This is a genomic window from Bacillus sp. CECT 9360 (assembly GCF_918741275.1).
GTDB lineage: Bacteria > Bacillota > Bacilli > Bacillales > DSM-1321 > Peribacillus.
In genome coordinates this window covers 278054-291758 of sequence record NZ_CAKKNA010000004.1, presented here as the reverse complement: position 1 = coordinate 291758, position 13705 = coordinate 278054, and the positions used below count along the sequence as shown (strand labels likewise).

At 40.3% G+C, this 13705-nt stretch carries 8 protein-coding genes and 1 pseudogene; 2 read left to right on the top strand and 7 right to left on the bottom strand.

The window, feature by feature from the left end:
* Positions 1-604: 604 nt before the first annotated feature.
* Positions 605-1708: a hypothetical protein gene (locus LQ216_RS06850; RefSeq protein WP_230128175.1), complete on the bottom strand. Its 1104-nt coding sequence runs from the start codon at positions 1706-1708 to the stop codon at positions 605-607.
* Between the two features lie 348 nt (positions 1709-2056).
* Between LQ216_RS06850 and LQ216_RS20330 the strand changes: the two genes are divergently transcribed.
* A complete protein-coding gene (locus LQ216_RS20330; RefSeq protein WP_290369236.1) occupies positions 2057-2707 on the top strand; it encodes an NlpC/P60 family protein in 651 nt (216 codons plus the stop codon).
* 182 nt (positions 2708-2889) lie between these two features.
* Here LQ216_RS20330 and LQ216_RS06835 read toward each other — a convergent pair.
* The 3 genes and pseudogenes from LQ216_RS06835 to LQ216_RS06825 all read right to left on the bottom strand — a co-directional run.
* Positions 2890-3144 (bottom strand): annotated as a pseudogene (locus LQ216_RS06835) (transposase); the annotation flags it as partial.
* Positions 3145-4109: 965 nt separating this feature from the next.
* On the bottom strand, positions 4110-5171 hold the full coding sequence (locus LQ216_RS06830; RefSeq protein WP_230128172.1) for a peptidoglycan endopeptidase: 1062 nt from the start codon (positions 5169-5171) through the stop codon (positions 4110-4112).
* 39 nt (positions 5172-5210) lie between these two features.
* On the bottom strand, positions 5211-6764 hold the full coding sequence (locus LQ216_RS06825) for a S8 family serine peptidase (protein ID WP_230128169.1): 1554 nt from the start codon (positions 6762-6764) through the stop codon (positions 5211-5213).
* 331 nt (positions 6765-7095) lie between these two features.
* Between LQ216_RS06825 and LQ216_RS06820 the strand changes: the two genes are divergently transcribed.
* Positions 7096-9276, top strand: coding sequence for a YhgE/Pip domain-containing protein (locus LQ216_RS06820; RefSeq protein ID WP_230128166.1), 2181 nt, complete (start codon positions 7096-7098; stop codon positions 9274-9276).
* Positions 9277-9394: 118 nt separating this feature from the next.
* Here LQ216_RS06820 and LQ216_RS06815 read toward each other — a convergent pair whose 3' ends face one another.
* The 3 genes from LQ216_RS06815 to LQ216_RS06805 form a co-directional block, all read right to left on the bottom strand.
* On the bottom strand, positions 9395-10459 hold the full coding sequence (locus LQ216_RS06815; RefSeq protein WP_230128163.1) for an Ig-like domain-containing protein: 1065 nt from the start codon (positions 10457-10459) through the stop codon (positions 9395-9397).
* Positions 10460-10621: 162 nt separating this feature from the next.
* Positions 10622-11737, bottom strand: a complete 1116-nt coding sequence (locus LQ216_RS06810) for a trypsin-like peptidase domain-containing protein (protein ID WP_230128161.1) — start codon at positions 11735-11737, stop codon at positions 10622-10624.
* A 179-nt stretch (positions 11738-11916) separates the two neighbouring features.
* Positions 11917-13650, bottom strand: a complete 1734-nt coding sequence (locus LQ216_RS06805) for a phospho-sugar mutase (RefSeq protein WP_230128158.1) — start codon at positions 13648-13650, stop codon at positions 11917-11919.
* Positions 13651-13705 lie beyond the last annotated feature (55 nt).

Here is a 13705-nt window from a genome sequence, read left to right as displayed (position 1 = left end):
CCCACTAGCTGTTGGACATGATCCAGAGCTTTTTTCTTTTTTAGAAATATATATTCATCTTAGGGGATTAATCAACAAGGTATTTTCCTATATTGGTTTTGACTATTAGTTTAAGTATTCGCAATTTATCACCTCTTTGCTATTTACTTATTGTATTTATAATAACTAAGTTTCCTCAACTAAAGCACCGTTATTTTAGGAAGATGTTATATTTCTGCCTTTCCCCATTTTAATTTGGTTCAATGCCCAGAATAAAAAAGAAGCGATAAAAGACCATAGTGAAAAAATGGGTCGACTAAAAAAGTGTTCACTACTAAATAGAACCTCAAGTATATAGGCAATAAGAGAAAAACTAGCACCAAACCCACAATAAATTGTGAAAGATACTAAAATTTTATAGGCTCCTATCTTCCCAGTTATTTTATCGGCTAAAAATGAGACTGGTATTCAGTAAATAATTACAAAGAAAGAAGTATAAGGTAAGTTCCACAAGCCATTCACCAATACCACCTTCGGAAAATTCACTTTCAGGATAGTTTTCCTATTAAAAAGCGATCCTTTAAAAGGATCGCCACTGAGAATACTTACTAGATTTCCATTATCCTTATTTCACTTTGAATACCTTGGTTATATCTCTTCCAACATAGACATTTCCTTTGCGGTCTGCAACCGGCAGTGTGACATTGTTTCCTGAATAGTACCATTTCGTTTTTCCGTAGCTGTCAATTAGGGATAGTTTTTTATACCTGTTACTGGTCCAACTTCTTTCATGTAGATAAAGCTGGTTATTTTGGAATTTTAATTGGCCGGATACATAACCTGACGTGTACCCTTTATGCCATTTTTTCTTGCCATTGTTGAAATAGTTTGTGATAAGTTTCTTATCTTGATTGTTAATATAGAATGTTCCATTTCCAACCGTTAAGAACGAGGTAGCTTCCAGTCCTTGCAGTTCAGGTGTTTTTCCTATTACTTTTCCATCATAGCCGATGTTGACAATTCTAAAATAGCCATTTTTATTCTTGATGTTTTCCCATAGGAAGAAGTTATTTCCGGTTCCTTGGATGATATTCTCAGAAAAGTTCCCAGGATACGTCCAACGGAGCTTCCCTGCTTTTGTAGTTGAGACGAATTTCCCGCCTTCGCGCTTATAGTAGTTGTTATCCTTACCTTCTTTGACGGTAGGATTGGTACTTTCCCAAATCTGTTTTCCTGTTTTCCCATCTAAGATGACGGTTTTATAGTCAGTATACCAGTTATCCGGATCAGGATCGTTGTGGTTACCAGTTTCATAGAATAAGACATTGCCTGCATTCGTAATAACTGGATGAGAGATTCCTTCCCTGTGGTGGTTATAGACCCAGCGTACTTTCCCTGTATTCGTGAGTGACTGAATATAATACCAGCTGCCGACATATAAGTTTCCTGCTTTGTCGGAGGTGACATGGCTTATGTCCCTGTATGGAGTAGCGTATCTCCATTTTTTCTTTCCTGCCGATGAGATAGCTTCTAAGTCACCTGATTCATTTGCATACACATTTCCACCTGGATCCATATATAACGTAGGTTCATTTAACCATTTGGAATTCGAGTAAAAAGGGGTTTCTATTACCCTCGCTGATACACTGCTCTGACTCGGCAACAAAAAGCTAAACAATAGTAAAAAAGAGGCACAGACTACAATACATACACGACTTTTGTTTTTCATGATTTTTACTCCCTCCTCTTGATCTCATTATACTATTGGGATTTTTAAGAATACATGGTAGTTACCTCCTGTTATTTTATGATTCCACTGATTTTTCTAGAAGTGCTGCCAATTACTTGTTCCGCTTAAAGTCTCTTTCAAATGACAAAACAACTACTCCTCCACTTTTCTCTTTAATGTATTTAATAGAAGAAAAGAGAATTCCAAAAAATCCGATTGTAGAATTTTGTCACTTCTTGTTCTAATTTGTAATGAAACTGTAATGAAATGTTGCGTTTATTGTAACATTTCTGTATTACTATAAATTTACAAAATAGTCAGGATTTTTTTAGGGGGATATGTTCACCAATGAGAAAATGGATTGCTACCACAATTGTTGCTGCTGCCTTTATAATTTTGCCGTATCAAGCATCTGCTAATATTGGAGACCAAACATTAAAACCATCGATGAATCATAATGATGTCCGCCAATTGCAGAATTTGCTAAAAGTAAAAGGATATTATACATACTCAGGTTCCTATACAACCGTTTATGACTCTAAAACTACAACTGCCGTAAAAAAATTTCAAAATGCAAAGAAGATAAAAGCCTCTGGGGTTTCCGAAAAGGCTACCTTCAATGCTCTTGGAGTTTACCATGTTAATAATACAAACCTAATAAACGCTGCGAAGAAATTGAAGGGCGTTCCATATAAATGGGGCGGGGTCACTCCTAAAGGTTTCGATTGCTCTGGTTTTATCAATTATGTATTCAAAACTCAGGGTATTGTACTTCCCCGGACTGCTGCTGATCTTTATTCAAAAGTTGGATTAAAAGTTTCCCAGCCTGCTGTTGGAGATCTAGTATTCTTTTCGACTTATAAAGCAGGAGCCTCCCATGTAGGAATTTATATCGGCAATGGTGATTTTATTCATGCTTCGTCTTCTAAAGGCGTTACCATTACCAAGCTGAACAGCTCTTACTATGCAAAACGTTTTTTAGGTGCCAAAACACTATAATGATAGATTTAAGATCGCTAACTATAACAACAGTCAAATAGCATTAAACGGGCACTGCGTTTCGCAGTGCTCAGCTTGTCGACAAAAGGGGTTCGGAATGGTCTCATTCCGAACCCCTTTTTAGTGATTATTTCTATTTTTGCTTATTTTGAGTGTGAATGGACCTCACTTAGCCTTATTTATTAGGCCATTTCTGGACCTTGCCATGTCCAGTTTGCCATCTTCTTCAAATTCATGGCAGCGAAAGTAAGCATCCCCTGCATCGACAATTTTTTAAGTCCCCTTAACTTTGTCCAACGCATGCCATGCTTTTCTTTTACATCTGCGAATACGTGTTCTATCGTTTCTTTGCGTTTCGCATAGATTGGTTTTACATCCTTGTGGTGTCGCAAATGATCTGTTTCCTCTACATAATCCTGCCAAATATGCCTCATCACCCCAATCATTTTATGTATCAATTTTAAAATAGATTTTAGGAACGTTCCATTGTAAACGTTTAAAAGCCTGTTGATTGGAGTGGAAGGCGCGAAGACTCCTGCGGGAGCAGCGGGACAGGTGAGACCCCGCAGGAGCATGCGACGAGGAGGCTCACCGCCCGCCCCGCGGAAAGCGAAGCGCCTGGAACGGAAATCAACAGACCCCATTAACAGGCCAAATAAAAAAATAACTGCAGGCACACTCGATTTCATCCAGTTTGTCTACAGTCTGGGTACTGCGTTTCGCAGTGCTTTTTTTATGACTAGTTCAATGAAAGATTAATGAGTGCAAAATACATCTGAGGGATATAAACCATGAAAAAGACAATCTTTATTTATTTGATAGGATTATTAATCTACTTGGTCGAAGCTAGCTTTCAACATTCATCCGCCTTAATATCGACTATCATTTTTTATTTTCATTTTTGTCATTGAAACTTTAAAATGGCTGAATCCTCAATTTATTATAACTACAAGTTGCTATAATGTTACCGTAAATAAATTATATCTTTAATATCACGATTCCTTCTTTGTTTTTCCTAGTCGCTGGGCAGCGGAAAGTTTTTCACCATCAAGAGCTACTATTGTTTCGCAATATTTATCATACTTCTACTCATTTTGGCAATCTCTTTTAATGATTCATCTTGTTAATAATAAAATTAACGTGACAATTTGCAGCAGAGCAGGAACAGAATATAACGAACCCAATTCCTGTAAATCCTAATAATATCGAAATGGCTTAAAGCAAAGTCGCTTTTATATGATCATTCATTGAAAAAACCAAACTTCCGATAAAACATAAAAGTAATGGCTTCCAGCCAGAATTAGTATGTAATAAATGTTTTCATAAATGGACAAAGTATCCTTTAGCAAATCCAGGTATGAAAAAAACCGGACTATTTAGCCCGGATTCTTTTCAAACATTCTTATAATCTTTTATAACCTACGAGTCTCGTTTTATAGTAATTCGTACTTAGAGAATTCATTTCAACGCCTTTACTTGAGCTGGCATGGATAAATTGTCCGTCTCCTAAGTAGATTCCCATATGGGAAATGATCTGTTTTTTATCCGGACTTGGCGAAAAGAAAATCAGATCTCCAGCCTGCGGATTCGTAACATTCTTTCCAAGATCAAAATAGGTGGACGATGATACTCTTGATATCTGATAACCGGCCTTTTTGAATACATAGTAAATGAAGCCGCTGCAATCAAAGCCGCTAGGTGAGGAACCCGCCCATGAGTAAGGAACACCTATTTGTTTTTTTGCTTCTGAAATGACTGTACTCACTTGCTTGGCCGGCGTTACGGGCGCTGATATTTTGTTTGTATTTTCTGAAGGAGTCTTGGCCGGCGCAGTGCTGCTTAGGTTCTTTGAATATTTTAAAGTTTGGCCAACATATATCGAGTCCGATTTCAGGTTATTTAAGGACTTTAGATTCGGAACTGTAGTGCCTAGTAGATTCGCAACCTTCCACAGGCTATCGCCTTTTTTCACAATATATGTATTTACCTGGTCAGGTTTTGTAGCATTCTGATTACTAGGTTTATTGCCCTTCACAGGCAAAATTACTGTTGAAGTCTTAGTAGATTTGGCCACGATTAATTTCTGGCCGGGATATATAAGATGGCCTTCAAGCTTATTCCATTCTTTTAGCTCCGCTAACGAAATGGCGTGTCTGTTGGCAATCTTAAGCAGAGAATCACCCGATGCAACCGTATAAGTCTGTGTTTGCTTGGTTTGGATTGATACGGTTTTCTTAGCGACTGAATGATTGGTTTGGGAAACAATCAGCTTTTGATTAGGATAGATCCGATCAGAAGTGAGTCTATTCCATTCTTTTATTTTGGCGGCAGTCGTGGACTGTGATCTTGCTATGTGCGAGAGAGTGTCGCCGTTTTTTACTGTGTACGCATCAGCCAGGGCAGATGTGGTGAAAGCAGTCGATAAAACGGCTGCAGCCGACAGAGTTATCATTTCCTTTTTCATTTTTCCCCCTCCAATATGCATCTATTGTTTACAGCTTTTTTATTTCTTTCTGTTCTTTAATATTTTCTTAATGGCCGGCGTTCTTCGATCGGCTACTTGTATAGGTTTAGATTGCGTAAGTGCAGTCTTAGAATTGGATATGCGGGCAACAAGTTTATATGTGCCGCTAGAAGCATAGGTACCGTTATCTAATTTTCCATCCCACTCTGATGTTATGTTTCCACCAGTCCAAGATTTCTTGGGAATAAGCCTTTTAACTACCGCATTTTTTGAATTGAGCACTTCCAATGACACCGATCCACCGGATGTTGCATGAAACGAGATTGGAAGTTTAGTAGTTCCATTCATAGTAAAAGTTGTGCTCTCTACTTCTATAGGCGATAGTGGCAATGGAGTATTTGATAAGGATTTAGCGGCATCAATTCTCCCGTAACCATATAGCGTATCCTTCCCTATATTTCCTAAATCAAGACTGGATTTCTTTAAAATATCTATCACTTGAGAAGAAGATAGAAATGGGTTTTTTGATAGAATAAGGGCTGATACTCCTGTCACCATTGGTGCGGCCATCGAAGTGCCACTCATGTATTGATAAGTACTTTTTGTGATTGTTGAATAGATATTATTTCCAGGCGCTGCAAAATCTATATATTTTCCATAATTCGAGTAATAAGTTATTCTATCGTTTTCATCTGTGGCGCTAACTCCTATTGTCTGTGAGAGGGCTGCAGGATATGAAGGCTGAAAAGTTCTTTCATTTCCTGCGGCTGCGACTAGCAGCACTCCTTTAGATTCCGCATAATCGACAGCATACTCTAATGCTGAGCTTTCAGAATCCGTCCCTAGACTAAGATTCATAATGTTTGCGCCTTTATCAGCCGCGTATATAATCGCATCTGCCACTGTATAAATATCTGCATCTTCCCCTTCAAAAACATTAATCGGCATAATTTTTATATTTGGCGCGATACCTGCGATTCCTGTCTTGTTCATTGTAGCTGCAATGATACCAGCGACATGGGTACCGTGATCATCGGCTGGAAAGGTTGAACGGCCAGTAATGGCATTATACGGATTCACTATTTTTCCTATTAAATCGGGATGGTTAACTTGAACACCGGAATCAATCAGTGCCACTTTTATACTGGATGATCCTTTTGTTTGCTGCCACGCCCCCGGCAAGTTCAGTTTTCCTGTATACCATTGTTTTTTATAGTTAGGATCAACAGGAGTAAACCGAGCATCCATTCTATAGTTTGGTTCAACATATTCAACCTGTTTGCTTGCCATTATTTCTTTCGCCATATTTTCAAGGTGCGGGCTGCTGCTTTTCACAAGCGTGAAGTTCCCTGTTGGGTTTGATTCGAGCTGGACTAGAGCATGCTTTTGAAGTAATTTACTTTTTTCGTCAACTGATGTGCCGGACTTAAATTTTACAATGAGTTCTTGTTTTATGTAGTCGCTTGATTGCTTGAATAGTTCATAAGTGTTTATATGATTATTAGACTTAACCTGTGCCTCGGCTGACGATGGAGATATAGTTTGGAATAAAAATATACAAACTGCTAATAGTAATGCAGAAAAATGTCGCATGATGTTAGTCTCCTATTCTATGCTTTCAGTTTTTCCCTTTTTAATATTATCGGATACTCAGAGTTATCTTTTACTCTTAATATATCTTAAAGCTTAGATGGCTTCTTACCAACCATCTATTTTCCTATCTGTTTGGTGTTATATTTTTAAAATCATTTGCATAAGACATTCTCCACTCCTATCAAATTACCTATAAAACTTCCATTTTTTATAAAAAAATAAAAATTTCGCGAAAAAAGAAGGAATTTTGTAAGCGTATTCAGAATATATAGAATAGTGAATGAATAACCATTCATTTTACTATACTTTATTACGAACAAGGGGGTACCTTATGAAAGGTCTTGGCTTACAAAATAGCCGTTTTGGCGAGAGGAAAGGTTTCACCGTTGCAATTATTGCTGCCTTATTAGTTCCGCTTATCTATGCGATGATCATCCTTACCGCCGATTGGGGCCCGTATGACAACTTGGACAGTCTCCCAGTAGCTGTGGTCAATAATGATGTCGGGGGTATGTCGGGGGAAAAAGCAATTAATGTCGGTGATGATTTAGTGGCTGATTTAAAGGAAAACAAAACCTTGGGATGGGATTTTGTTGACTCTAAACAAGCCGAAAGAGGATTAAAAGATTTAGATTATTATATGGTAATCGAAATTCCGGAGAACTTCTCAAAGAATGTCGCTTCTGTTATGGATGAAAATCCTCAAAAGCCGGAATTGAAATTCACGCAAAATGAAGGCTTGCACTTCATGGCGGCACAGGTAACAAACAATGCTGCTGAACGGCTTAAAAATCAATTGTCTGATAAGATTACCGAGACTTACACAACGACTGTGTTCGCCAGTCTTGGAGACGTTGCAACAGGCTTTAAAGATGGTGCTGATGGTGCCGAGAAAATAAATGCCGGTGCAACTCAACTCCACGATGGGACAGGCCAGATCTTAGGATCACTTACAGAAAAAGCGCCTGATATCAGCAGGTTGGCGGATGGCACAAATAAGCTGGCGGATGGGTCAGGTTTGCTCTTGAGCTCACTTCAAGGCGGTGCCGGAGATATCAATAAGCTGGCGAATGGAGCGCAACGATTAGATAGCGGCGCGAATGAATTGGCTGCCGGTACGGGCGAGATTGAAGCTGGAGCTGCAAAAGTACTAGCTGGCCTAAAGTCTGCTGAAACTGGAAGCAACGATTTAAATGCGGGTCTCAAAGGTAAGCTTATTCCTGGGAGCAAAGCAGTTGCTGATGGAGCTGACGCTGCCAATAAAGGGGCACAAGTACTAGCGGGTGGTACGCAGCAGGTTGCTGATGGTATTGAAAAACTTAGTCAGCATCCTCTGCTAGGTCCTGTGTTAATGGCTGATCCAGAATTCCAGAGACTTCGTGCTGGAAGTAAAGAAGTGGCTGGCGGTGCTGGAAGATTAGCCCAGAGCACACCAACATTAGCGGCAGGAGCCCAAAGTATTTCAACAGGCCTCTCCGGCCAAGTGGCACCGGGCATGAATAAACTTGCTGGTGGGCTTGACCAATTAGTGGCTGGCCAAACAGCATTGCACGCAGGTGCGCAAAAATTAGATGCTGGAGCAGGTACATTGGCAGCTGGAACAGGGGAACTGGCTGCAGGAAATGCAAAAGTGAATTCTTCATGGGGTAAGCTAACAGATAGCGTCGCAACGATAAACGGAGGACTTACCACCGTAAATAATGGAACACAAACGGTTAAAACCGGTTGGGGTACATTAACAGATGGCGTGAAGAAAGTGGACGGCGGTATCGGCGAACTCGAAAGCGGTTCTAACGAATTAGCAACAGGGCTTGCTGGTGGCGCTGAGGAAACGGGAAACATTAATGGAGCAGATGATAACATTGCCCAATTTGCCTCTCCCGTGCAATCAGACGTTAAAAGCATAAATACATTCCCGGAATATCGCTATGCGAATGCGCCTTACATCATGTCATTAGCCCTTTTCGTCGGCGTATTAATCCTGTCTCTTCTATTTGATTTGAGTAGACCTGCTGTGACAGCTGTTTCTTCTTTCAGATGGTATGCAGGAAAGTTCGGTACTATGGCCGGATTTGCAACCGCGCAGGCGTTAATTGTGTCGTTCTTTGCATCATTCTTTTTAAAGTCAACACTGACAAACGGTTTTATGTTAATCCTTTTCTCAGTGTTTGTAAGCTTAACATTCCTAACGATTGTTTTCTTCCTGGTAGCCTTAGCTGGAAATATCGGTCGCTTCGTAGCCGTTATGTTCCTTGTCCTTCAGCTATCAACAACAGGTTCGGCCCTGCCGATCCATATGCTTCCGGATAATCTTCAGGCGTTAAGTAAATTCTTGCCATTGACTTATTCAATTGGCGGATTCAAATCAATCATTACGTTAGACCATTACGGATCATTCTGGGCAAATACAGCTGCACTGTTTGTCTTCCTTGCACTATTTGCTGTCTTAACATTAGCGACTGTGTTAATCCGCGGCAATAGGCGGATTAAACAGGATGAAGCCGCAGCTTAATTTTGATTCAGGCCTTCCCTGAGGAGATTTTTCCTCAGGGAGGTTTTTTACTGTTCACACGAAAAAAAAGAAGAGCCTATTGCAGCTCTCCTTAAACGATCCATTTTGGTTCAAAAGATTATTTTACGGAAGTGGTGATTGACTTTCTATTCTTTGCTGAATCTATTGCATTGATCGTCAATTTGCTTCCCTTTTTCTGCGGCTTTATCGTTACTTTATAATTTCCTTTGCTATCAGCTGTTGCCTTGCCCAAAAGTTTGCTTCCTAATTTAACTTCTACGATCATCTTGGCTTCTGTCTTGCCTGTGACTGATTTCGTTTTGGTCGTCACTGTATTGACCGATAATGCTCTTGGCGGTGTTTTATCGATAACGTACAATTCTGTGTATTCACTCTGATTGTCATCGTCATCCGTAGTAGTAACAGCAATATATGTTCCTGCCCTTTGCGGTTTAATCTTTACTGAAAAGGTTCCATTTGCCTTTACTAATGTTCCATCATTCACATAATCATCATTCACTTGAACCCACACGTAACTGCCAGGATCCGCCTTTCCAGTTACTTGTGTATCATTGTCATCGACGGGATTAACGATTGGTTTCATTAGCACAGGGATATCGCTGCCTCCGCCTTCTGCCATAGAGGCAGACAGGACATACGGAGCACCTGATGCATAATTTGCTAGATCCAGCGCTACAACATTATATGTTCCAGGTTCTAAATGATAGGCTAATAATCTAGCACCATCCTCTTCTAGCATATCATCCATTTCTATCCATTCATCATTCTCATCAATTAAGCCAAAACCCAACTCAATCGGATCGGAATAATTGGTCGCCCCAATTAATACGAGCGTGCCGCTTTCAGGAACTGTAACTGTGTAACGATCAATGTCATAAGGTGTAAATGACCCAGTCATAAACGTATCCAGCGGTAATTCATTGGCATTATGATAATCATTATTCGGTTCTTTTTCTGTAAGATACTCCTCATCAGCGTATGCCTTCACAGAGAAATTCTTTTTCGTAATCGATGCTTTTTTAATAGGTTTTTTACTCTTTTGGCTATCGATCATCGCTTTCCTTATAGAATCATATGTTGAGGAATTGGCTAAAACATCATGGCTATTGCCAAATGCAAACAAAAATATGATTGCTAAGAATAATGTCCCTAATTTTTTCACAAATCATGCCCCCTAGTAAAATATACCTAATTATAACATTAATCTAAGAAATATTTACCATAAATATTTGATGTTTTCTGTTTATAAAGTCAGATTTTCAGTTTTTATAAGTAAAAAGCCAATTGGCATCGGTACTCCGGGCCAATCGGCTTTTCCATCCAGTTATTGAATTAATTCCGTGCTTTCAGCTTCCATTCCATCTTCAGACGGTATTTCACTTTCATTGTAAATATCTTCCGTTCCTTCACTAGAGTCAGAGTTTTCCTCTTCTAACATAGGATCCTCCTCTTCATAGCTTCCCTCTTGTTCTTCCTCATAATATTCTTCTTCGGTATAAGTCTCACTGTCTTCTTCTGGAGCATATTCTTCATAAGTATCTTCCGTTAATTCGTCTTCAGAGTAAGACTCATCTGTATATGAATCTTCATACTCAGAGTATGCATCTTCCGGAATATCCCACAATTCATACGTATCGTAAAAGTCTTCATATACCTGCACGTCTTCCCACTCCATCGGATTTTTGATCCAGGAATCAATAAGTGATACAACCTGCTGCATTGGAATAGAAAAACTAAGCGCTGTTTGATTGATATAAGAAGCGCTATTAATGGCGATTACTTCGCCGGTCTCCTTATCAATCAAAGGCCCGCCGCTGCTGCCCGGATAAATTGGAGCGGTTGTTTGGTATACGTCATCATAAACAAAAGGAGAGATGTCGAAGTCCCTTTTTAAACCGCTGATTATCCCTGTCGAAACCGAATCCTTCAATCCGTTGGGGCTGCCGAAGGTGATCACCTCATCCCCTTTCACTGCCTGATTTTCGGCAGTCGGCAAAGGTTTCTTTCCTTCTAACGCGGGCACATGAATAACGGCTACGTCCATTTCATCGCCAATTCCAATCACTGTGCCTGAAAGAACTTCATCGTCGACGGTTTGTACATGTACATCCTTGTATCCCGAAACTACATGGGCATTCGTCACAATATGCCCCTTGTTATCATAAAGAAAGGCAGAGCCGAGAGAGGAATCTGTTAATACCTGAAATACTTTATCCTCTGAAAATTGGATTATATCTTTTAAGCTTCTCTGCTTCTTTACTTGTACCGGTGCAGCAACTTCCTTTTCCACCACCTGTACTGTTTTCACCGTCTCCACTTCTTTTACTACCGTTTGAGGTGCTGGCTTTTCCATCTTATACTCCCAGACCAACCATCCTGCAACTAAAACGGCTGCTGTTGCGAAAACAGCGAAAAATTTAGATTTAAATACGGATTTCACAATTTTATGCCCCTTTGTTTATATACTGGTTTACTCCATTAATATCGACCAATCTATTAACAATTCAATAAACAGTAGAATCATTTTTATATTTCGACAGAAACCAGCTTAATCCTGCAAAAGGTTAACTGCAGGAACAAAAAAAGGTAAAAATCTTAACGATTTTCACCTTTTTTATCCTATGATAGAATTCGATCTATGTTCTCCATAAATTCTTCTGCCACCGTATCCAGCTTTTCGCGGGCTGTCTCCATCGTATCCCCTTGGACACCGAAGTAGAATTTAATCTTTGGCTCTGTCCCTGATGGGCGGAGACAAATCCAGGTACCGTCTTCGAGGAAATATTTCAGCACATTCGATTTTGGCAGCTCAATCGTTTCTTCTTCGTTTGTTAAGAGAGAAGATTTGATGCTGTTTTGATAATCCTCTTGGACTACTACTTTTCTTGAAGCCAGTTCTTTAGGTGGGTTTTCCCTGAATTCATTCAGGATCCCTTGAATTTGGCGGTTGCCTTCAATTCCCTTTAAGGTAAGAGAACGTAAGCCTTCCAGATAAAAGCCGTACCTTTCGAAGACAGAAAGCAAGCCTTCATAGAGGGTCATGCCTCTTTTCTTATAATAAGCACAGACTTCCACAGCCAAAAGAGCTGCCTGAATCGCATCTTTATCCCTGGCGAAGCCTTTGGCAAGATAGCCATAGCTTTCTTCATAGCCAAAAAGGAATGTGTGGCTCCCTGTCCGGTCATATTCGTTCATTTTTTCGGCGATGAATTTGAATCCGGTTAAGACATCTTCTGTTATCAGGCCGAAGCGGCTGGCAATCGTTCTTCCTAACTCGGAGGTGACGATCGTTTTTAACACGATTCCATTTGAAGGGAGTGTTCCTTTTTCCTGTTTTTGCGTCAAAAGATAGTCCAATATTAATGCGCCGGTTTGATTGCCGGTTAAGACTACGTATTCACCTGCATCATTTTTCACGGCTATTCCGAGCCGGTCGGCATCAGGATCGGTTGCAATCAGGAGGTCGGCGGACACTTCATTGCCAAGGCGAATCGCCAATTCAAACGCGGCATGCTCTTCCGGATTTGGAGAAGCAACGGTCGAAAAGTTCGGGTCCGGCAGCTCTTGTTCTTTCACAACATGAACATTCTCGTATCCTAAATCGCTAAGGGCGCGGCGCACTGATTTATTAGCCGTTCCATGCAGCGGTGTGAAGACGATTCCTAGATCCACTTCTTTGGGGAGACCCGGATTTTCAGAAATCGAGAGTAATTGCGTATTATATTCATCATCTATTTCTTCCCCGATGATTTCAATGAGTCCGTTTTTCTTTAGAATCTCTTCCGCTTCGACTTGAAGCAGCAGTTCGTTATCAATTTCATTCACGTATTCGATTACTTGGTCAGCAGACCCAGGAGGAAGTTGTCCACCGTCAGGGCCGTATACTTTGTATCCATTATATTCTGGCGGATTATGGCTGGCTGTGATGACGATGCCGGAATAGGCATTAAGGTGTCTTACCGCGAAAGAAAGCTCAGGTGTTGGACGGAGCTCGTCGAATAAATACACCTTTATCCCCCCGGTGGCGAGCGTTTTCGCTGCTTCTAGTGCAAATTCAGGAGATTTGTGACGTGAATCATAAGCGATTGCCACCCCGCGTTTCTTTGCGTCTTCTCCGAATGAGCAGATATAGGCGGTGAGTCCTGCTGTCGCTTTTCTGATTGTATATAGGTTCATCCGGTTTGTTCCGACACCGATTTCGCCTCTCATTCCTCCTGTTCCGAACTCTAGATTCTTGTAGAACGCTTCTTCCAGCTTGCTTTCGTCCCCTTTGATTTCTTCCATAAGAGAGCGTAATTCTTCATCCAACTCCTGATAATTGTTCCATGATGAATACGTGTCTTTCCAGCTCATCCAATCCGCTCCTTTTTCCATGCTTTTTTATATAAAAGATACCATATTTTGTCCT

What these genes read in the sequence shown, in the direction of transcription:
- LQ216_RS20330 (WP_290369236.1), top strand. Translation starts at nt 2,057, where the DNA reads ATGAGAAAATGGATTGCTACCACAATTGTTGCTGCTGCCTTTATAATT.
- LQ216_RS06830 (WP_230128172.1), bottom strand. Translation starts at nt 5,171, where the DNA reads ATGAAAAAGGAAATGATAACTCTGTCGGCTGCAGCCGTTTTATCGACT.
- LQ216_RS06825 (WP_230128169.1), bottom strand. Translation starts at nt 6,764, where the DNA reads ATGCGACATTTTTCTGCATTACTATTAGCAGTTTGTATATTTTTATTC.
- LQ216_RS06805 (WP_230128158.1), bottom strand. Translation starts at nt 13,650, where the DNA reads ATGAGCTGGAAAGACACGTATTCATCATGGAACAATTATCAGGAGTTG.
- LQ216_RS06850 (WP_230128175.1), bottom strand. Translation starts at nt 1,708, where the DNA reads ATGAAAAACAAAAGTCGTGTATGTATTGTAGTCTGTGCCTCTTTTTTA.
- LQ216_RS06820 (WP_230128166.1), top strand. Translation starts at nt 7,096, where the DNA reads ATGAAAGGTCTTGGCTTACAAAATAGCCGTTTTGGCGAGAGGAAAGGT.